The following is a 20,603-nucleotide window of genomic DNA, read 5'->3' as shown; positions in this document are numbered from 1 at the left end:
GTCAATTCACCTTCTCGTTCGTAAAGACCAGGGAGTCACCCCATGGGGTGCCCCACTGCAACGATTTCGCGCCCGCGATCTGACGTGTCCCTGCTTCTCCCCGCAGCTGCCGGACCATTTCGAGCATGTGCCCGTAGCCGTACAGGTGACCTTCGGCCAGGCTTCCGCCAGAGGTGTTCATCGGAAGGGGGGAGTCCAGGCCGATGCCCTTCTCGCGGCAGTAGGCGGCGGCTTCGCCGGCAGCGCAAAACCCCCACCGCTCCAGCGCCATCCAGATCTGATGCGAGAAGGGGTCGTAGGTATAGAAGCCGTCCAGGTCATCCCGGGTGATGCCGGCCATGTCGAGAACGGGGAACGTCTTCGGAGCCACGTAGTCGTAGCTCGGGCTCACTCCCGCTCCCATTCCCGGACGAGAGAAGAAGGTATAGCTGTCACGGGTGGACGGGATACCCTGCATCCCTGCGATGCGTACGATCGGCCTGCCCAGGTCGGCAGCGCGTTCTTCGGTCGTCACGAGCAGGCAGGTCGAGCTGTCCACCATCTGGCAGATGTCTGCTTCCCGAAGGGGTCCGAGCAACTCGGGCTGATCCAGGTATTGCTCGACGGTGAGCTTCTCGTCGCGCAGCACCGCCATCGGATTCTGGTGGGCGAACTGACGCAGGGTCACCGGGATCACGGCAAGATCTTCTGCGGTGGCACCATAGCGGTCCATATATTGCTGCGTAGCAAGCGCGGCTCCGGCTCCGGCGCCCGGCGAACCGTGCAGAGTCCAGTTTGCATAGGGGCCTCCCCCGTCGCGCAACGCCTCGTCCATTCCGCCGAGTGGAGAGCTCATGGGAGCCAGCTCGCGGGCGTACCCCGTGGCGGATACGGAGCTGTTGATGACCGCGACGATGTCGGCCAGACCCATAGTGACCGCCATGGCTGCCTGCTGCACGGTTGTCGCTGTCCAGCGACCGTGGGTCCACAGTTGGGTGACCCATTTCAGATCGAGGCCGGCCGCGACGGCGAACTCGTCATAGTCCACCCCCCTCGGGGCGCCCCATGCAGTCACCATCCCGTTGACGTCGCTCTTGTCCAGGTTGGCATCACGCAAAGCGGCGCGGAACGACTCGAATTGCAGCCGCAGGGGACTGCGCCCTGGGGCGCCGATAACGTCACTCGTGCCCAAGCCCACTACACAGGCATTCAGTTTCACGACGTGGAGCTCCTCTCTGGCAGGACCGTTGCCGCTCCCGCAATCCACCCCTCGCGGCGCTCGTCATTACGCCAAGGTGATCTGGACCATAGCAGTATAATAAGTGATCAACCAACTATTATTTGGCCCCCGAACGCAGCCGCAGGCCTGGAACCCTCCGCTAACACGCCCAGAAAATCCACTTGAGCTGCACCTTCGCCACTGGCAAAAAACTTGTTCGTTGACAAACTTTGAATTGCCGTCATCATGTAACACATGAACTCGAACCCCGTCCGGGCCCCAGCTCCGCACGAAGCTGCACCTGATGCCTCTGCCGGACCACGAACATCACAGGGCGTGCGCGAGGTCGGTGAACCCGACCTCGACTCCTTCCCTCTCGTCCCGAAAGGCAACAAATACGAGGACTTCGAGCTCGGCCAAACGATGACCCACCACTGGGGCCGGACACTGACGGAAGCTGACAATGTGTCATTTTCCACCGCGACCTGCGCCTGGCTGCCGCTGCATCTGAACGTCGAATACGCTCGCTCGCAGGGCCACCCGGACACCGTGCTCAACCCCATGCTGGTGCTGTGCACCGCCGTGGGGCTATCCGTCGAAGACCTGAGCGAAAGTGGTGGCCCCTTCCTCGGCATCGACGACTGCGTCTTCGTGCGTCCGGCCTACCCAGGCGACACCATCGTGGCCACCTCACGAGTCCTGGAGATGCGTCCCTCGGCCAGCAAACCCGGCGTCGGCATCGTCACCTGGCACACCACTGCAACCAACCAGCACAGCGAAACAGTCGTCGAATTCGTCCGAACCAATCTGGTCGCCGCACGCGATCGCCAACGCACTACGTAAGGAAAATCATGCCCACCAACCGACTCCGACGTAGCGAGCTCTCGACCCCGGGTCACAGCCCCAAGATGATCGCCAAAGCTGCAGCCAGCGAAGCGGACCTGGTCTTCCTCGACCTCGAAGACTCCGTCGTCGCGTCACAGAAGGTCGCTGCCCGACGCAACATCATCGAGGGCCTGAACAACCTCGACTGGGGGGTCAAGACCCGCGCGTGCCGCATCAATCCCGTCAGCACCCAGTGGTGCCACGGCGACCTGATCGAGATCGTGTCCGAAGCAGGCCACAATCTCGACGTCGTGATCGTCCCCAAGGTGTTCGGTCCCCGCGACGTGTGGTTCGTCGACGATCTCCTGACACAACTCGAGACGAGTCTCGACCTCGAGGTCGGCCGCATCAAACTCGAAGTGCTCATCGAAGAGACCCAAGCCCTGTCCTGCGTCGAGGACATCGCGTCCTGCTCCCCACGCCTGGAGGCATTGATCCTCGGCGTCGGCGACCTCTCGGCCAGCCAGGGAATTCGATTGGGGCACATCGGTGCCGCGTCAGAAGGCAATTATGGATACCCCGGAGACGTGTGGCATTACGCGCGCAACCGTATGATCGGCGCGGCGCGCGCCAATGGACTCGACGCCATCGACGGACCTTTCGGCGCGATCTCCAACCCGGACGGCTACGAGCGTGAGGCATCCTGGGCGGCAACCCTGGGCAGCGTGGGCAAGTGGGCTATCCACCCCAGTCAGATCGCCATCGCGAACAAGGTATTCGCGCCGACCGATGTCGAAATCGAACGTGCCACCGCGGCCGTTCGTGCAGTGCAGGAGGCCGAGGAAGCCGGACTCGGCGCCGCAGCGTTCGAAGGCATGATGATCGATGCCGCCACCGCACGCATCTTCGACGGTGTCCTGGAACGCGCACGCCAGTGCGGTGTCGCATGACAACCACCGCCCTCGATGGCCCCCTGAGCGGTATCAAGGTACTCGACCTCACGGCCATGCTCGCCGGACCCTTCACCACCATGCTGCTGACCGACCTCGGGGCCGACGTCATCAAGGTAGAACCTGCTAACGGCGACAGGACCCGAAGCATCGGACCCTACCGCGTCGGTGACGACCCCGACCAAGCACTCGGCGGATACTTCCAATCTGTCAACCGCGGCAAACGCAGCATCGTCCTGGATCTGAAAAGCAACGAAGGATCCACCAAATTCCGCGAACTGGTCCGCGTGGCCGACGTCGTCGTGGAAAACTTCTCCGCCGGCGTCATGGAACGCATGGGTCTGGGCTACGAATCCCTCGCCGAGGAAAACCCCCGGCTGGTCTACGCCGCCCTTCGCGGCTTCGGCGACGCCCGATCCGGCAAAAGCCCCTACGAAACGTGGCCTGCTTTCGACATCGTCGCCCAGGCCATGGGCGGTTTCGCCGGGATCACCGGCCCGCTCGACGGCACCCCACTGAAGTCGGGACCCGGCATCGGCGACATCTTCCCCGGCACACTGCTCGCCTTGGGTGTGGTCGCCGCCGTTCGGCACGCCGAACACACCGGCGAGGGCCAATTCGTCGACGTCGCAATGTATGACGCGGTGCTCGCCCTGTGCGAACGCATCGTGTATCAGCACTCGTACCTCGGAATTGTCCCGCGCCCCATGGGTAACGGTCATCCGTTGCTGGCACCGTTCGACATCATGCAAACGCTCGACGGGTGGATCGCCGTTGCTGCACCGAGCGACCACCACTGGCGCATTCTGGCCGAGACCATGAACCGCCCCGACCTCAGCGACGACCCACGATTCGTCAACAACGCTGCACGCCTGGCCAATATCGTCGAGGTTCGCAAAATACTCGGCGCCTGGCTTGCCAACCAAACAACGGCGGCCGTTGTCGACTCACTCGGTGGCCGCGTGCCGATCGGACCTGTGAACGACGCCGCCGACATCTTCAACGACGAACACGTCCGTCTGCGCGACATGCTTGTCGAGGTTGAACAACCCGGGTCCGATGCACCGGTGACCATCGCCGGCTCACCGATCAAATTCAGCTCCACCCCGGCCCGGGTCCGTGGACGCGGCCCCAAACTTGGCGAAGATGACGCGGACACCGTCCTCGTCGAGTGGTCCACGGTCCACGATTCTGTCTCGGATTCACCGAATGCAAAGGGGAACAGCGCCGATGGCTGATCACCATGACAACCACGACGTGCTACTCGGATCGTGGGGTTGGTTCGAAGATTTCCACCCTGGGCAGAAGATGCGACACTCGCGAGCAGCCACCGTAGGCGAGGTCGAAGGCAGTGGGCCGGCAAAGCAGGTGATGAATACAGCCCAGGCGCATTTCAACGACCACTTCTTGAAAGGCTCTCCTCTGGGCGACGAGCGCCTCGTGTTCGGTCTTGCCACCGCATCGCTGGTCTACGGCCTGGCTTCACAGGACACCGCCGAGCACGCCTCCGCCGAGCTCGGATGGTCGCGGTTACGCTTTCGCGCACCCGTACACCACGGCGACACCATCGAGGCTTTTACCGAGGTCGTCTCGGTCACGCCCGGTGACGACGAGGTATCACCCGGGACCGTGGTCTTCCGGCATTGGGGCCGCAAGCAGGACGGCCGTATCGTTTTCGAGGGCGAACGGTCGACGCTCATCCGCCGGCGCAGTTCACGAGTGACACGTTGATGCTGAAATTCCATCAGCCGAGCACAGAGAAGATCTCCACGATGGCAAGAGGCTTATGATGAGCGGACCCGGCAGCGACCAGCCCGCTACGATCGGATCGACCCGGCAGACGCTCACCAGCGAGGTCATTTCCCGGGTCCGGCACCTCGATAATCTCCCCCAGAACGTCGTTACCGGTGCCAAGCACTGCATACTCGACACGCTCGGAGTTGCGATCGCAGGCGTCCACGAACCGGTGACCACGCACGTGCGAACCGATGTGCTCGCCGAGGGCGGAAACTCGCACGCCTCGCTGTGGGGCACCGGCGAACAGGTCTCCCGCCCCCAGGCGGCGTTGGTCAACGGCACCGCAGCACATGCCATCGACTTCGATGATGTCGTTTCACGGATGGACGGCCACCCCTCGGCTCCCCTGCTTCCGGCACTCATGGCCGCCACCGAGGGCACTCCGATCAAGGGAAAAGACTTCATCGCGGCGTTCGTAGCCGGTTTCGAGACCGAAGCCTTGATCGGCCAGCTGATGAAGCCGTCGCACTATGCACGCGGCTTCCACGCGACGGCTACAGTCGGCACCTTCGGCGCGGCGGCAGCCGTCGCACACGCGCTACGGCTCGACGAAGCTCAGTGGGCGCACGCGTTCGGCATCGCCGGGTCACGCGCGGCCGGCCTCAAGTCGATGTTCGGGACAATGACGAAGCCGCTACAGGTCGGTGCAGCTGCCGAAAATGGTCTGAGGGCTGCCACTTTGGCTGCGCGCGGAGTCACTGCACACACCGACGTCCTGGGCACGACCCAAGGCTTCCGCGACACACAGTCCGATGCCGACGGCACCTCGAAGGTTTGGACCTGGACCGAACTCGCCATCACCGAGGTCCTGTTCAAGTATCACGCCGCGTGCTACTTGACGCACTCAGCAATCGAGGGCGCGCTGTCTCTACGCGAGTCCGGGGTGGAGCCAGAGCACATCGAATCGGTCAACGTACTCGTCCCCGCGGGGCACCTTCAGGTGTGCAATATTGCCGAGCCCTCCACGCCGCTCGAGGGAAAGTTCAGCCTGCGGTTCACCACGGCCATGGCATTCGCGACGGGCGACCTGAGCGAACGTGCCTTCTCGCCGGCGTCGCTGATGGACCCGCAGGCCGTTGCTCTTCGCAACCGGGTGCAGGTCGACGCTCGCACCGACAGCGATAGTCGCTCCTCCATCGTGCGGGTAACTCTGGACGATGGATCCGAGCACGTCGCGGAAGTAGACGTCAATCGGCCTACGCCCGCGAGTCACTTTGCGCGGCGCTGGGACACCCTCGTGACCAAGTTCCACTCGCTCGTTGACCCCGTGATGGGTACGGATGCTGCTGACCGCATCGTCAGGGAGGTCGCCGGGCTCTCCTCGGCTGAATGCCTCGAATCCTTGTTCAGCGCTCTGTCCATGCAGGCCCTTGATCATCATCAGAATCCCGTCGTATGAATGAGTTACCGTCGCAGACAGAGGGCCTGGAGCGAAAATCGGCCTCGTCGGCGCCGACAGTCTCGGTACGCCGCTCAGTCGCACGTTGAGGGCAGCCGGACACAGCGTGAAGGTGGTCAATTCTTGCCTTCTAGGTGTGCGCCCGCTCCACGACCCAGGTCGCGACCTGCGCCCGGGACGTGAATCCGAGTTTGGCCAGGATGTGCTCCACATGGCTTCGTACCGTGCGAGGTGAAATCACCAAACCACGGGCGATGGCCTGGTTGGTCAGGCCCTCACCGATGAGGTCGGCGACCTGGCGTTCCCTCTTGGTCAGGCACGCCGGCACATCGGTGTCGCGCAGGGAGGTGGCCGGCGGTTCCTCGTGGAGGGCGTAGGCGACGGCCGCATCCACCACGTGCTCGCAGTTGTCGAGGACCACCAGCACCTGCCGCGGGGCGAGAAACCCGGTCAGCACCTCACGTGCCGGCCTCGCCGCATGATCCCGCACTCCCATTGCGGCAATGACCGCGTCGACCAGTGACGCCTCGTCGCGCAACTCACCGAGCTCGACCAGACGCACCCCGTCGGCGTAGTCGCGCTGCACCGCCTCCGCGACCCGCACCGCCAGCCGCGTCTTGCCTACACCGCCGGTCCCGGTCAAGGTCACCAGCCGCGACGTGGCCAGCATGTCCCTCGCCTCGGTGAGCTCGTGGTGGCGGCCGACGAAGCTGGTCAGGTCCAGGGAAGACTGCTCGCCGCACCCAGTGGGGACGACGGCGGCGACAATCGCCCACCACGCGACGTCAGCTCCCCGCTCCTCTGCCCTCCAGGTTCCGCACGAAGCACCATGTCGTCGACCGGAACGCCGTGTCCGCGTTGCAGGGCTCGCAGCTGTTCGCCGAATTCCGCGGCAGTCGCCGCGCACTGACCGAGCTTGCGGGACATCGCGCGGGCGATCGTGTCGGACACATCCTCGGGGATCCCGTGCTCACGTAGGTCGGGCATCGTGTGCGTGGTGATTCGCAGAAACTGGGTGACGACCTGCTACGACGGTTACGAGGCCCGGGGTGGGACCCCAAAGCCGACCGTGTAGCCGGGCCGCCACCTTCGGCGGACGCTTCGACTCACGGCAATCCCTGGCACGTACGCGCGGTGCACCGGTTGTCCCGAACCGAAGACCACCATCCGACGCCTTGACATTCATTGCTGGTCATCTAACAATGTAGTTATTGTGACTGGGGCAACAGCTCCGCCCGGAGTCTCACCTAGACAACCCACGCAACGACCCCGGTTACAAGCGTCGCCGAGCTCACATGCCAGCGGTGAGCGAGGAGACAACCGCGCCCCAACGCGACGTGCCTTCGCTGCGGCAGGCAACGTCAGCTCTAGTCCGCAGGAGTCGGAGTGAACCCTACCAATAGCCTTACTTTCCGTGACGCGCTCTACATTGCGGGCGAATGGAGTGTGAGCACCGATCGCGAGTGGTTGGAAGTAGAAAATCCAGCTACTCAAGAATCAATCGGTCGCGTGCCACTGGCGCGGGAGGACGATGTGGAGCGTGCTGTCGCCGCTGCAGTCGAGCTGCATAAAGCAGGCCACTGGCGAGCCACCGAGCTCAGCGAACGGGCGAAAACTCTCAACACAATCGCCGACGCAATCGAACGTCGAGCATCGGACTTCGAAGCAATTTACACGCTCGACCAGGGCGGCGTGTCCTCCTTCGCCGGCTTCACCGCGGCAACTGCAGCGGCGATCTTCCGCGATACAGCGCTTCTTGCCGAACAGCTCGACCTAGGCCCGACGCGCCGAGACACGCTTACCGGCTCGGTTTACGTCAGTCGGGAGGCCGTCGGCCCTGTTGCAGCCATCGTTCCCTGGAATGCTCCGTTGGTCTTGGCAGCGGTGAAAATCGCTCCGGCGCTGATGGCAGGATGTCCCGTTGTGGTGAAGGTGTCTCCGGAGACTCCGTTGGTATCTTTCATCCTTGCCGAAGCGATCGCCGAAGCCGGCCTGCCGGCCGGATCGGTTTCCTTCCTTCCCGGGGGTCGCGAACTGGGCCAGTTCCTCATCTCCCTACCCGGCATCAAGAACATATCGTTCACTGGAAGCACCGGGGCGGGCCAGAAAGTGATGGCGACAGCCATCGAGCACATGACTCGTGTAACTCTCGAACTCGGAGGAAAGTCGGCGGCGCTCGTGCTCGAGGATGCCGATCCCGCGGAGTTCGCACCAATGTTGGCGTACGGATGCACTATGCAGGCCGGGCAGGTTTGTACGACCCAAAGTCGCATTCTGGTCCCGGAATCCAAGCGCGAAGAGTGGATGGCTGCCCTGACGACCGCATTCCGCAACTTGGTCGTCGGCGATCCAACGGATCCAAGCACCGGAGTCGGCCCTCTTGTCTCTCGCGCACAACGGGATCGAGTCGAAGAGTTCGTCACGACCGCGAAGAATGACGGCGCGACCGTCCTGACCGGCGGCAAGAGACCGTCCGGCACCAGGTTCGAGCGAGGCTATTGGTACGAACCGACCCTGTTGACCGGAACGACCCCCGACATGCAGATCAACCGTGAAGAGGTATTTGGGCCGGTCATCACGGTCGAAGCGTACGACGATCTCGAGGCCGGTATCGCCGCCGTCAACGACACCGAATTCGGGCTCAGCAACGGCATATTCACGCTCGACACCGACAAGGCGCTCGCACTCGCACCCCGACTGGAGAGCGGTGCCGTAGCGATCAACTCGTTCGGTCCCAACATCACAGCACCCTTCGGGGGGTACAAAATGTCCGGAGTCGGCCGCGAGGGCGGCATCGAAGGCATCCACGAGTTCCTCGAGACGAAGCAGGTAAACCTACCGCCGGCCAAATGAGCACAAGGACGTGTGAGCGGCGGTCCACTCCCGAACGGGACTGAGTCCTTCCAGGCCCAGCGCCCGGAAAAGCAACCCGTGCCCCGCATCCGCGAACCACCCGCAGAGACAGAGCACCGATCACCGAGCCTAACGGGCGCTACATATTTCAGGCGTGCGTCCACAATACTGAGAATGGAGCAGCATGCAGATCGGCATTGTAGGAGCCGGCAAAATCGGGGCGACTCTGGCACGCAAACTGAGCGCCACCGGTCACAAGGTCCTCATCGCGAATTCGCGCGGGCCGGAGACGACCGAAGAGACCGCGGCTGCGGCCGGGGCAGTGGCCGCAGCCGCGGGTGAGGTCGTTCGTCGATCGCAAGTTGTCATCGTTTCCATCCCCTTCAACGCCATACCGCGCCTGAAGAACCACTTCACCGAAATCGACGATTCTGTGGTGGTGATCGATACCTCCAACTATTTCCCCTTCCGCGATGGCAACCCTGAGGGGCTCGCTGATAGCGAGACTGAAAGCCACTGGGTCAGCACGCAACTCGGCCATCCGGTAGTCAAAGCGTGGAACAGCATCCTTGCAGGCAGTCTCACTACCAAGGGTCTACCGAAAGGGGCAGTCGCCCGAATTGCCTTACCAGTGTCGGGCGACGACGTCACAAGTAGGGAAACCGCCATGGAACTGGTGGAGGCAACCGGTTTCGATGCGATCGACGCCGGCTCACTCGACGAGTCGTGGCGACAGGAGCCTGGTAATCCCGCCTACTGCACCGACCTATCCGCCAAAGACGTCGAACTCGCATTGCAGAGAGCGAACCGAACAACAGCAACGAAGAAGCGCGATCTGCTTGCCGAGAGGGTATTCGCAGCGCGAGATCGATACACCGACGAAGATATTCTTTCTCTCGGTCGGCGAATATATAATTTGGCGCCTGACGACGACGAACTCTGCGGATGATCGCGCGAATTCGATGAAGGTAATCTAGTCCGGACGTCGCGTCTCCAGGTGTATCAACTGACAAACTAGAATTCGAGCGGTCTCCTGGAGTTGCAGGCGATCCCACATGTATCGAAGTTCAACGACAAGAATGGATTCGAGAACCCCATGGGCGAGCAGAACACCCACCTGGTACACAGCCCCGCACTGGAGCCTCTGTACAACGACTTCTCGGTGTCATCGCTGAAGCTGCGCAATCGCTTCGTGATGGCTCCCATGACGAGAGAAAACTCCCCGGGGGGCATTCCGACTGTCGACAATGTGGAGTATTACCGTAAACGGGCAGCCGGTGGGGTCGGAATGATCATCACCGAAGGAACACTGGTGAGAGCCCCCGCCGCCGGCAGCAGCGCGAGTATGCCGCACATGTACGGCAAGGACAGCGCAGCGGGGTGGCGTTCGGTCGTGGAAGCTGTTCATGGTGAAGATACCGCGATCGTCAGTCAACTGATGCATATGGGTGTCATGCGCGGTGACAAACCGGAGTTCGAACCGGATGTTCCCACCGTCGGCCCCTCCGGTATCGGAGTCAACGGTGAGCCCATCGGACGAGCCCTCACCCTCGCCGAAATGGACGCGATCAAAGACGCGTACGTCGAGTCAGCGAAGCTGGCGTCGGACCTCGGATTCGACGGAATCGAAATCCACGGTGGACACGGAATGATCCTCGATACCTTCATATGGGAACGAACGAATCGACGCGACGACAAATACGGTGCCACGCTCCGGAACCGCGTCAGGTTCCCCGTGGAAACAGTTTCTGCCGTGCGTGAAGCACTTGGTCCCGACTTCCCGATCATTTATCGATTCTCGCAATGGAAAGTGGGACAGTACGACGCAGCGGTGGCGTCGACTCCCGCGGAACTCGAACAGATACTGTGCCCGCTTGCTGATGCCGGCGTCGACATGTTCCACCTGTCGACACGTCGGCACTGGTTACCCGCTTTCCCGTCGGCAAGTTCCGACCAGCACCTGGGACTGTCCGGTTGGGCCAAGAAGCTCACGGGTCTGCCAGCGATCATGGTGGGGTCGGTAGCAGTAGACCATCCATTCGTCGGGGATGACCCCGCCGACGAACAGGGCCGAGACGAAAAGCTGCGCTTGGTGGTGGAAAAATTTGAACGCAACGAGTTCGACCTCCTTGCACTCGGTCGCCCGCTACTCGCTGATCCCGAGTGGGTGAACAAGACTCGCACCGGCAAGACCGACGAAATCGTCCATTTCAAGAAGTAGGAATCCGCCAAGCCTCCTGGCCGTCGGAGTCACGATCTCCGACGGCCGGGAGACTTTTGCGATCAGCGCAACGATGATGGCATCGGACCGGGTCTTGCCGCCCGACAACGCGGCGGTCAGCATCTGCACCGGCATTCGCCCGCTACCGGGCGACAGGGATGAGGCTTGCGCTCTCACGGCAGCGGAGCCGGGATCTGTCGCACGTCGACACCATTCTGCTGCTCACACCGCGCGAGAACACCCGGCGGGCCGCAGTGTTGTCCACAGGACCCGCCACATACCCGAAATCGCCGACCCGCCACGATCCGGCAAGAACCTTCTCGACCCGGCGGCCACTCGCGCGATCAGCGGGGACTGCCTCGCCGAGATCAACAAACTCCCCCCACCGAAGAACTCCTCGGACAGGTCGCCTGGGACCCGACCGTCTCCCGCCTGGTTACCACGCTCGCCGTACCCCACCGAGCAGGCGTTGTCCGCGATCGGCCGGGCCCGCGCATGGAGCGTCGCCGAGGCAGACGCGTCCGAATACGCCATCGACGAGCAACACCCGTTGATCCTCGACATCAACGCCGTCTTGACCACCACCCCGACACGGAGTCCACCGCTCGAAGATTCGAACTCGGCTACGGATGTCACCCACTGTGCGCATGCGGCGACCACGGACAGGTCGTACCAGCGAACGCGTCTCGAGGCTGCTGCACCTGGCAACGTCGGCTCGAAGACCGCCGCCGATCACGTCACCGTCATTGCCGATGCGCTCATCCCTCTGCCGTCCGGTCCCTCGTATCGGGTCGAGAAGGAAATCGTCGAGCGTATCGACGGCACCTGCCACCGCCAAGCTCTGCTCGACTACCTAACCAAAGGCAGACTCTGGTATCCGGGGGGTGGGTGGATCGACACCCTCGCGAGGCGATCGACCTGACCCGGGCCAGGCGTCGACCGCGGCCTACGTCGGCGACGGCCAGGTCAGCAATGGCACCTGGGCCACCGAGATCACAGATCTTCTCGATCTGTCCGGCCGACCGTCGAGGGTGCGGCTGACCATCAGATAGGAACGTCTGCATCCGGGTGCCCAGCTGCGCTCACCGATCGGGACGGACTGCGGCCGGCTGTACTCGCCACGAACGGCCGTCGTGGCAACAGCTCGATCTGAAGTGGCCGCACCGACCGTGGGCTCGCGGCAGGGTCGATCCGAGCGGCGAATGTCGCCGGTCTGGAGGTCCTTCCGCGATACCCAGGCCGACACGCGGTCCGCGCACCATTGAGGTCAGGACGAGGCCGGGAATGTGATCACACTACGCGCGATTCCGCCCCGCTCGAGTTCCTCGTAAGCCTTGTCAATTTCGTCGAGGGAGATGGTCTGCGAGACAAGGTCATCGAGGTTGAGCCGTCCCTGCAAGTAAAGATCGACGTACATAGGAATGTCGTGGTAGAAGTTCGACGAGCCCAGCCAGGTACCTCTGATGCCTTGCTGGAAGGGAAGCAGCAAGCTGTCACCGGGAGACGGATGCAGCGTCACTTCGGCTCCGGGAGACATGCCGCCGACCAGGTAGACCGTGCCGGACTGGCCGAGGATCTGAAGTGCAGTTTGGGTCACTTGCGGTACACCCACCATGACGAAGGCATGATCTACGCCTCCCGATTCGGTCAGCTGCTGAATGGCCTCGACTACGTCGGCCGTCGTCGAATCGATGACGTCCGTAGCACCGAACGTCCTCGCAAGCTCCAGTTTGTCAGGTTGAATGTCTACACCGATGATCCGTGTAGCTCCCGCCAGCGCAGCCACCTGAATGGTGTTGAGACCGACGCCACCGCAACCGAAAACCGCAATCGATTCGCCCGGTTGCACCTTGGCGACGTTGAGCACGACGCCGCCACCGGTGGCTACGGCGCACCCGATTATCGACGCCTGCTCGAAAGGCATCGCCGGATCGATACTCACCAGCTGATTTTCGTGCACAAGGACCTTTTCGGCGAAGCCGCCCAAACCTTGCATCTGGCCGATGGCACCATGCTCGTCCTCGAGGCGGGGTTTCTCTTCGGGGTCTCTGTCCAGCGCGTCGGACTCCGAGCACGCCCACACGGCCCCCTTGAGACACGCGCGGCACCGACCGCACGGCCGGAGGGCGGCCGCGACGACGTGATCGCCGAGTTTGATTCGCGAGGCGGACGGTCCGACTGCCACGACGACACCAGCTATCTCATGCCCCAGCACCATGGGCCAATCACCGCCCATCCCCGTTTGTGCAACGGAGATGTCGCTGTGACAGAGCCCGGACGCACGCACCTCGACCAGTATTTCATGTCCTACCGGCTCCGCGATGCTCACGTCCGAAACCGTGAACGCCTGGCCGGTCTTTCTTGTTACTACAGCTCGCACAACGAGTCCTTTCAGGTCGAGCTCTGCGGGTATAGCGTGTCCGACGACCGAGCCTCGCATCGAACCAGCAATCCTCCAGTGATGTCGTACCGGAGTGCTTCTGCGACTCGGTGTTGGGTGAAGAGGGACGAAAAGCTCGGTAGTGGACCTACCCGGCGGCCCCGTCGGCGACGCCCGACAGTTGCGGTGCCTGCTCCACGACCAACTCTAGCGTGCGACGGCGCGATGTGTAGAGGCCAACCGCAGCGATGGCAATGGAGGCGATGATCGCCGGAATGACGGCCAACAGGAAGATCGATTTTGCCGGAACATGAGCCGCGAGAAGCGCCCCACCGATTGCGGGACCTGCGACGGAGCCAACCCGGTCGAAGCCCGACAGGACACCCATACCGGTTGCCCGCAGCCAGCTCGGGTAGTAGGCCGCGGCCACTGCGTTGACACAGATCTGGGTCCCGATGGCGAACGCACCCACCACGAATACGGAGATCATCAGGATGACAATGGATCCGAGCGACAGCGCGGTCACCACGATCGCGACAGCAGCGACGGCGAAGCAGACACTCAACATGCGCCACGGACGCCTGCTGCGATCTGCAGCCATGCCGATCGCGATACCGCCGAACATCGCACCCAGGTTGCAGACTGCCGAAGCTGCCACAGCGTGGCCGGTCGACATGCCGGCATCGGTGAGCACCGAAGGAATCCAGGACATCAGGAAGAGGATCAACAACACCGCGCTGAAGAAGACGATACTGAGCAAGACGGTCACCGGGGCGAGCTGCTTGGCAAAGAGGAGTTTCACCGACGGCTTGCCGCCGTCACGATGATCACTCATGAAGAGCTCTCCGTCCCCGGAGCTGACCGCCTGGGGATCGAGAGACCGCAACATCGTCCGTGCCCGGCCTGTCTTGCCGGCAAGCGTCAGGAACTGAATCGTCTCGGGGAGCCAGCGGAAGAACGCCGGCACAAGGACAAGCGGGAGCGCTCCGCCCAGAACGAACACCGATCGCCAGCCGAACGCCGGTTCGATAGCGGTGGCCAGGAGGCTTCCGAGAAAACCGCCGCCGGCACTCGTTGCACCAACGATGGTTACGACGGTGGCACGCCGACGTTTCGGCGCGAACTCTGCGCCGTATGCGAAGGTGCTGGGCAGCACAGCACCGAGTCCGATGCCGGCAATGAAGCGCAGCACGATCATTTGCTGGAGATCGTTCACGGCGACAACGGCAAGCGTCATGATGCCGAACAGGACTACCCCCCAGATCAATACAGGGCGTCTACCGTATCGATCTGCTCGCGGAGCGAGCAGCGCACTACCGACGATCATGCCGACCAAGGACGCGACGATTGCCGGCGTGAGGCCGGCCGTAGTGGTTCCCCAGTCGACGGCGATCGACGGTGCTGTGATCGCCATGACCAGCGCGTCGAACCCGATGAACATGGAAATGATCATCACCATGGCTATCGACGTGCGCTGGAGAGTCGAGAAGGGTGCGTCGTCGATTATTCGTTGAACGTCGAGTTCGGGAAGCTTGGACACGTGTGATCCTTCGGCAAGGGGGCAGGGAGGTGAAGACTCGGGGATCGACGCCGACCGGGCAGCGTTGCCCCGGTGTGCGCGTCGTCGGCGCGTCCGCGGTGTTATCTGTCACACATACGATCTGACTTTTTAACTTGCTTGTCAACCCACAACTTTCTTCCCGTCGCAGGGTCGGGTCTCGGGCTCCACGCCGGACGATTACGGGCGAATGAGCCTTCCTGCGTGAATCACTTGAAAGATAGTTGGTTGACACGCAAGACGTGAGATGGTGTGCTCGTCTCCCCCTGCAATCGCCTCTGAACGGTCGCCGCGTGCGAACGACTCATCCGCGGAGTCGCCCCTGCCCGCCTGGCAAACGCCCTGCATCTGCTGTGCCGATCTGCCATTCGGTCCACGCGATCGAAGCGAATCCACGAAAGGACGTCCCTATGGACAACACAACGAGCACCCAACCGACGCAGACTCGGCAGGTCTTCAGCAAGGAGGTCGCCGAACTTCTCGACAAGCAGAAGCTGTACGAGAACATGGCTCTCTACTGCCGCGCCATGGACCGAAAGGACGTCGAGACGATGAAATCGACCTTCTGGCCAGAAGCGACAGACAATCATGGCGCCTTCGACGGATCGGCTCACGAGTTCTGCGAATGGGCCTACCTGGGTCAAAAGACCAGCGAACATCGCTCCCACCATTACATCACCAACACGCTGATCGACCTGAACGACAACACCGCCCGGCGCGAGACTTCCGTGGTGTACGTGATGGTGCATCCAGTCGCGAATCGTATCGAGATGATGGGCGGTCGGTATCGAGACTTCTGTGAACAGCGGAACGGGGAGTGGAAGGTCCTGCGTCGCACCGTAGTCTTCGACTTTGCAAAGACTTTCAACGAGATCGCCAACTTCAGGGATGTATTTGGCGGTATCCCTGCCACTTCGAGATTCGGCGGTCTGTATCCGGACGATCCGATTTACGAGGCGCAGTGGTAACTGCACGTCCGCGTTGAACGCCCATATGGGAGTGGGGCACTCTGTTCAGGACCATGCGCGAGTCCACGAGCGATCCTGAACAGAGGGTTCCGCTGCCAGTTTCAGGAAGACCGTAGCTTCGGGAGAACTTCGTTCACCAACAGCTCGTACGAATGCGCCACCTCCGGAGTCCGCGTGTAGGGAACCACCAAAGTCATGCGGTCGAGTCCTAAGTCCATCAGTCCACCGAGTCGGTCTGTGCACTTCTCGACGCTGCCGACGATGGCGAACTGGTCTACGAATTCATCGGTGACCATCTGAGTCTGAGGCGCCATCTCGCCGTGCCGGTTCATGTCGTACACCCCCGCGATCTTCAGCATGATCTGTTCCTGAGCGTCAGTTGCCGGACCGATCACCTTGTTGTTCATCACCGAGAACCGTGCCATGGTCGCGACCGTGGGCTTGACAATTTCTCGTGCAATCCGGATGTCCTCCTGCGGCATCGCAATCACAACACATCCCACTCCGACTTCCTTGCCAGCGTCGGCGGCTGCGGTTCTCGCGAGATCGACACCCCAGGCAACGCGGTTAATTTCCGCTGCCAGCCCGAGGACGACCGTCTCTGCGACGCGGGCGGACGATGCGATCGCTTTTGGCCCGGTCGAGAACGATTCGATCGGAACCTTGGGGACGTCGTAGCCGGCAAGCCACTTCAGGCTGCTGCCTGCCGGACCCGACCCGACGGCCAGGTCATGAAAGCCAACCCTCGCGTCGACGAGCATCGAACTGGCGTCCTCCATAGAGACCATCTCGCCGCGCAGATACGTTTGCAGCACCTCCAAGTAGTGCTCAAAGCGTGCGATCGGCATGGGTGAAGCACCGACATAGGCCAACGCGGAGTCTCCCCTACCGATACCCAGAACGGCACGCCCGTTCGAGATGACTTGCAGAGATGCTGCCGCTGCAGCAGTTACGGAAGGGTGACGCGTGACTGGATTCGTGACTCCCGTCGCCAAGGTGATTCGAGTGGTTGCCTGCGCGCAGGTCGCGAGATAGGTCCACACTTCGGGGTACATCGCCTGCGAATCCACCATGACTGCGCCGTCCCAGCCGTCGGCCTCGAGTCGTGCGGCCTCTGTTGCGGCCTCGCGTGGATCGCTCGAAGTAAAATTGGTCCAGAACTCCGTGCGCTTTGTCATGTGTGGTCCTTGTCTCACGCCTCGCCGCGAGGCACCATTCCGGTGCCTTCTACGACGGCGACTCTTGCTGCCGGCATCGATAGCTACTATTCTCAGAATAAGTTGCTTGTCAACTAACTACGAATGGAGGATCTAGTGCGCCGCCCCTGAGTCATCCGCAACCCCGCACGCCGCGCGCATCACACCGACAAGCACTGGCGATCGACGAAATGCCGCGCGGACTTCGCCGGGAAGGTAGCCTTTGCGATCGCGAGCGAGCCGGACCCTGGGCACGGCCTGGTCCACGGCACTTCGCAAACCAAGACCCTGATCTCGACCGATTGTCGATCTTGATTCCAGAGGATGACAGGACCTCGACCTCGAATGCTCCTCAACCAAGCCGACGAGAACCTCAGCGACATGCGCCACGGGTGCAGCATCCGTGGCGACATCCACTTCACCGAGAGACGCACACGCTCAGAGAAGCTCTTCGCAAAGGAGCGTCAAGACGCCTGAGCAGGAGCGCCTGACCTATGGCTCCCTTCGCATCGTTCGTTTCGGCAAGGGTACTGGCGGAAACGGGCCGCCCCGACAGATCGGTCACCCCTCTCGCCGAGGCATGATGAGAGATACCTCATGGCTCGGCCCGGGATGGAGAGTATCTCGTTCCCGAGAAGCACTGCGGCGGGCGGAGAGATGGGAGCCAGCGTCGCGCAGGTGCTGCCGCGTGACACTGGAACCATGGTCGGCTCAGCGGCATCTCTGAGAGGCGATAGGGACCGCAGACCAAGCAGGTCTGCAGGACCTCGTTCGAGCTGTGGCGGGATGGGACGGGACGGCGCTGGCATCGGGTTTCTCGACAAGATTGTCGACGGCCCTTGTGCGACCGGAACTGCCGAGACAGACATACCTATCGAGAGGGAGACCCCCGTTGAAATTCCTTGCTGACAAGCTATTTGTCACCCCGATATCGTGGACGCTGGCCGTCATCATCGTAACGCTCGACAGGCTCATGCCCGGTTCTGCGCCGGAGCCACCGGAGTGGCACGAGTATATCGCCTTGATGTGGGGAACGTAGATCTACTACGGAACTGGTGGCGAACACCGAACCCCGACGCTGACCGACTCATGACTTCGCCACGAGGGGAACGTACTGCTTCTCCGGTTCGGCAGATTCTGATTCAGCCATGCCTACCGGGATCTGTGGCGCCGTCGGCGGCAGCCTGTCCTGAAGGCTGCATGGGAAGGCGACTTGATCATCGGGACCGGTCGGTCCGCGATCGGCACGCTCGTCGAGCGCAGCAGCCGATCCACGATCCTCGTGCACCTGCCTCGTTTGGAGGGCTGGGGCGAGAAACCGCCGGTGAAGAACGGTCCGTCCCTCGGCGGCTACGGTGCCGTCGCGATGAACGCCGCGCTGACGACGTCGATGAGCACGCTCCCCGAGCAGCTCCGCAGGACCCTGACCTGGGACCGCGGGAAGGAGCTGTCCGGTCATGCCCAGTTCGCTCTCGATGCCGGCACGAGAGTGTTCTTCGCCGACCCGCACTCGCCCTGGCAACGACCGGCGAACGAGATCACGAACGGCCTGTTGCGCCAGTACTTCCCGAAGGGCACCGATCTGTCCAGGTGGTCCGCCGAGGACCTCGAAGCCGTCGCTCTGGCGATCAACAACCGGACCCGCAAGATCCTCGATTGGCGAACCCCGGCCGAGGTCTTCGCCGAGCAGCTACGCTCCCTACAACAGCCGGGTGTTGCATCGACCGGTTGAATCCGTCCAATATTCGGCGGTTCGGTTCACGCAGCGGCTCGTCGATGCCGGAATCGCCTCGTCCACCGGCAGCGTCGGGGACAACCTCGATAACGCGCTCGCCGAAAATCTGTGGTCGACCTTGACGATCGAATTGATGTACTGGACTGCAACCACTTTCGCCACTCGTTCGGAGGCGGAGCTCGCGTTGTTCCGCTATATCGGCGGGTGGTACAACTCGCGCAGGATTCAGACCGGCCTGGGCGGTCTCTCACCGGACGAATACGAACGCGCCTACCACGACTGATCAGGTGGACAGGAGGCAGATATCATCCAACATGAGCTCATCGGAGCCATGTAGAAGGGTCTCCGGAGAAGCGGGGGAATCTCAAGCCGTTCTTCCCGCGATCGACCGGACTGGGACCGGTCAAAGACCCCCCCTTTCCCGCCCCGGTGAGGTGCACCGACCGCTGAGGAGGGTCAGTGGCCGGGAACGGTGACGACGATCTTGCCGACCTGCCCGCCAGCTTCCAGGTACCGGTGTGCCTCGGCGATGTCCTCAAGCGGGAACGTCTTGTCGATGGTGGGGGTCAGCTCGCCCTTGGCGAGACCGTCGGCCACGAAGGCGACCGCTTCGGCGCGTCGCCGGTCGTCGGTGGTGATCTCGAAGAGTTCGAACCCCCGGATCGTGAGGTGCTTGAAGAGGACCTCACCGACGTTGAGCGGGGTCGGGGTGCGGTCGAGGACGCCGTAGAGAACGAGATGGGCCTCGTCGGCGGCGGCGGTGACGAGGTCGGCCAGGGCCGTGCCGCCGACGGGGTCGAAGATGATGCGGGCGCCCTGGCCGTCGGTCAGCTCCCGCACCCGGGCGGGGACGTCCTCCTCGACGGTGGCGATGACCTCGTCCGCGCCGGCGTCCAGGAGCTGCTGCCGCTTGGCGCCGGTGCGGGTCAGGGCGACGGCGCGGGCGCCAGCCTTGTGGGCGACCTGAATGGCGGCGAGGCCGACGCTACTGGAGGCCGCGGAGATCAGGACGGTGTCGCCGGGGCGGACGCCCGCGAGGTCGACCAGGCCGCCGTAGGCGGTGATGAACTGCATCCACACCGAGGCCGCCTCCTCGAAGGAGAGCCGCTCGGGGTGGGCGACGACCGCGTGGGCGGGGGCGAGAACCGCCTCCCCGTGCACGGGATAGTCGATCATGGTGAAGGACGGCACCACGCTGACCGCCTCACCCACGCTCAGCCCGCGCACGCCGTCACCGAGAGCCTCGACCACTCCGGCCGCCTCGTAGCCGATGCCGGAGGGGAAGACGGGATCGGTGCCGTACTGGCCGAGCCGGAACATCGACTCCGCCCGGTTCAGGCCCAGCGCCCGGGTCCGGATCAGGACTTCGCCTGGCCCGGGCTCCGGCAGGGGGACCTCCTCCAGATGCAGGACTTCGGGTCCGCCGGGCTGATGGAAACGGACGACGCGGTTCATGCGTGGCTCCTTGGTGCGGTTCGGTGCGTTGGGGAAGCCGGTGTCGCACCGGCCTCCTCCTCCACCCT

General features: G+C 62.9%; 17 protein-coding genes and 2 pseudogenes. 12 read left to right on the top strand and 7 right to left on the bottom strand.

The genetic code is table 11. The features are described 5' to 3' along the window. Position 1: 1 nt before the first annotated feature. A complete protein-coding gene (locus G6038_RS05635) occupies positions 2-1,198 on the bottom strand; it encodes a thiolase family protein (RefSeq protein WP_165036415.1) in 1,197 nt (398 codons plus the stop codon). 336 nt (positions 1,199-1,534) lie between these two features. On the opposite strand from G6038_RS05635, the gene G6038_RS05630 reads away from it, so the two are divergent. From G6038_RS05630 to G6038_RS05610, 5 genes are read left to right on the top strand one after another with little or no spacing between them, the layout of a single operon-like run. Continuing rightward, the gene (locus tag G6038_RS05630) at positions 1,535-2,041 is read left to right on the top strand and encodes a MaoC family dehydratase (protein ID WP_346772750.1); all 507 of its coding nucleotides are present in this window, start codon (positions 1,535-1,537) and stop codon (positions 2,039-2,041) included. An 8-nt stretch (positions 2,042-2,049) separates the two neighbouring features. Next, complete coding sequence (locus G6038_RS05625; RefSeq protein ID WP_165036411.1) at positions 2,050-2,973, top strand: CoA ester lyase; 924 nt, start codon at positions 2,050-2,052, stop codon at positions 2,971-2,973. Next, positions 2,970-4,211, top strand: a complete 1,242-nt coding sequence (locus G6038_RS05620) for a CoA transferase (protein ID WP_165036409.1) — start codon at positions 2,970-2,972, stop codon at positions 4,209-4,211. Before G6038_RS05625 ends, G6038_RS05620 begins: the two co-directional genes overlap by 4 nt. Next, positions 4,204-4,704 carry a MaoC family dehydratase gene (locus G6038_RS05615; RefSeq protein WP_165036407.1) on the top strand — a complete coding sequence of 167 codons (501 nt, stop codon included), beginning with the start codon at positions 4,204-4,206 and terminating at the stop codon, positions 4,702-4,704. The genes G6038_RS05620 and G6038_RS05615 overlap by 8 nt, the downstream gene beginning before the upstream one ends. 58 nt (positions 4,705-4,762) lie before the next feature. Next, entirely contained in the window at positions 4,763-6,169 is a 1,407-nt protein-coding gene (locus tag G6038_RS05610) for an MmgE/PrpD family protein (protein ID WP_165036405.1), read from the top strand. 130 nt (positions 6,170-6,299) lie between these two features. Here G6038_RS05610 and G6038_RS31150 read toward each other — a convergent pair whose 3' ends face one another. Both G6038_RS31150 and G6038_RS05605 read right to left on the bottom strand, forming a co-directional pair. Beyond that, positions 6,300-6,497, bottom strand: coding sequence for a helix-turn-helix transcriptional regulator (locus tag G6038_RS31150; protein WP_346772752.1), 198 nt, complete (start codon positions 6,495-6,497; stop codon positions 6,300-6,302). A gap of 57 nt (positions 6,498-6,554) precedes the next feature. Then, a pseudogene (locus tag G6038_RS05605) lies at positions 6,555-7,195 on the bottom strand (protein kinase); the annotation flags it as partial. Positions 7,196-7,555: 360 nt separating this feature from the next. On the opposite strand from G6038_RS05605, the gene G6038_RS05600 reads away from it, so the two are divergent. From G6038_RS05600 to G6038_RS05585, 4 genes are all read left to right on the top strand, one after another. After that, entirely contained in the window at positions 7,556-9,022 is a 1,467-nt protein-coding gene (locus tag G6038_RS05600) for an aldehyde dehydrogenase (protein ID WP_165036404.1), read from the top strand. A gap of 184 nt (positions 9,023-9,206) precedes the next feature. Further along, positions 9,207-9,971 (top strand): NAD(P)-binding domain-containing protein, encoded by a 765-nt coding sequence (locus G6038_RS05595; protein ID WP_165036403.1) that lies wholly within the window; start codon positions 9,207-9,209, stop codon positions 9,969-9,971. Between the two features lie 147 nt (positions 9,972-10,118). Beyond that, entirely contained in the window at positions 10,119-11,243 is a 1,125-nt protein-coding gene (locus tag G6038_RS05590) for a 12-oxophytodienoate reductase (protein ID WP_165036402.1), read from the top strand. A gap of 469 nt (positions 11,244-11,712) precedes the next feature. Next, on the top strand, positions 11,713-12,165 hold the full coding sequence (locus tag G6038_RS05585) for a hypothetical protein (RefSeq protein ID WP_165036400.1): 453 nt from the start codon (positions 11,713-11,715) through the stop codon (positions 12,163-12,165). 345 nt (positions 12,166-12,510) lie between these two features. Here G6038_RS05585 and G6038_RS05580 read toward each other — a convergent pair whose 3' ends face one another. After that, entirely contained in the window at positions 12,511-13,572 is a 1,062-nt protein-coding gene (locus G6038_RS05580; RefSeq protein WP_206024321.1) for a Zn-dependent alcohol dehydrogenase, read from the bottom strand. Between the two features lie 199 nt (positions 13,573-13,771). Beyond that, entirely contained in the window at positions 13,772-15,163 is a 1,392-nt protein-coding gene (locus G6038_RS05575) for an MFS transporter (RefSeq protein WP_165036396.1), read from the bottom strand. Between the two features lie 428 nt (positions 15,164-15,591). Here G6038_RS05575 and G6038_RS05570 point away from each other — a divergent pair, with 428 nt between their 5' ends. Then, positions 15,592-16,149 (top strand): nuclear transport factor 2 family protein, encoded by a 558-nt coding sequence (locus G6038_RS05570; protein ID WP_165036394.1) that lies wholly within the window; start codon positions 15,592-15,594, stop codon positions 16,147-16,149. 101 nt (positions 16,150-16,250) lie between these two features. Here G6038_RS05570 and G6038_RS05565 read toward each other — a convergent pair whose 3' ends face one another. After that, positions 16,251-17,327: an LLM class flavin-dependent oxidoreductase gene (locus tag G6038_RS05565; RefSeq protein ID WP_165036392.1), complete on the bottom strand. Its 1,077-nt coding sequence runs from the start codon at positions 17,325-17,327 to the stop codon at positions 16,251-16,253. 1,219 nt (positions 17,328-18,546) lie between these two features. On the opposite strand from G6038_RS05565, the pseudogene G6038_RS05560 reads away from it, so the two are divergent. Together G6038_RS05560 and G6038_RS05555 are read left to right on the top strand one after the other, a co-directional pair. Next, positions 18,547-19,077, top strand: a pseudogene (locus G6038_RS05560) (IS30 family transposase); the annotation flags it as partial. After that, positions 19,058-19,363 (top strand): IS3 family transposase, encoded by a 306-nt coding sequence (locus G6038_RS05555; RefSeq protein ID WP_165036390.1) that lies wholly within the window; start codon positions 19,058-19,060, stop codon positions 19,361-19,363. The pseudogene G6038_RS05560 and the gene G6038_RS05555, both read left to right, overlap by 20 nt. 173 nt (positions 19,364-19,536) lie before the next feature. On the opposite strand, the gene G6038_RS05550 is transcribed toward G6038_RS05555, so the two are convergent. After that, positions 19,537-20,535: a zinc-dependent alcohol dehydrogenase family protein gene (locus tag G6038_RS05550; RefSeq protein ID WP_165036388.1), complete on the bottom strand. Its 999-nt coding sequence runs from the start codon at positions 20,533-20,535 to the stop codon at positions 19,537-19,539. Positions 20,536-20,603: the final 68 nt, after the last annotated feature.

It is taken from the genome of Rhodococcus sp. 14C212, assembly GCF_011058195.1.
GTDB lineage: Bacteria > Actinomycetota > Actinomycetes > Mycobacteriales > Mycobacteriaceae > Rhodococcus > Rhodococcus aetherivorans.
The sequence above is the reverse complement of the archived record's forward strand: the minus strand, read 5'-3'. Positions and strand labels throughout refer to the sequence as shown.

Bases quoted from the DNA above. Each gene is read 5' to 3' on its own strand.
- G6038_RS05565 (WP_165036392.1), bottom strand. From the start codon at position 17,327: ATGACAAAGCGCACGGAGTTCTGGACCAATTTTACTTCGAGCGATCCA.
- G6038_RS05620 (WP_165036409.1), top strand. From the start codon at position 2,970: ATGACAACCACCGCCCTCGATGGCCCCCTGAGCGGTATCAAGGTACTC.
- G6038_RS05615 (WP_165036407.1), top strand. From the start codon at position 4,204: ATGGCTGATCACCATGACAACCACGACGTGCTACTCGGATCGTGGGGT.
- G6038_RS05550 (WP_165036388.1), bottom strand. From the start codon at position 20,535: ATGAACCGCGTCGTCCGTTTCCATCAGCCCGGCGGACCCGAAGTCCTG.
- G6038_RS05595 (WP_165036403.1), top strand. From the start codon at position 9,207: ATGCAGATCGGCATTGTAGGAGCCGGCAAAATCGGGGCGACTCTGGCA.
- G6038_RS05625 (WP_165036411.1), top strand. From the start codon at position 2,050: ATGCCCACCAACCGACTCCGACGTAGCGAGCTCTCGACCCCGGGTCAC.
- G6038_RS05570 (WP_165036394.1), top strand. From the start codon at position 15,592: ATGGACAACACAACGAGCACCCAACCGACGCAGACTCGGCAGGTCTTC.
- G6038_RS05590 (WP_165036402.1), top strand. From the start codon at position 10,119: ATGGGCGAGCAGAACACCCACCTGGTACACAGCCCCGCACTGGAGCCT.
- G6038_RS05610 (WP_165036405.1), top strand. From the start codon at position 4,763: ATGAGCGGACCCGGCAGCGACCAGCCCGCTACGATCGGATCGACCCGG.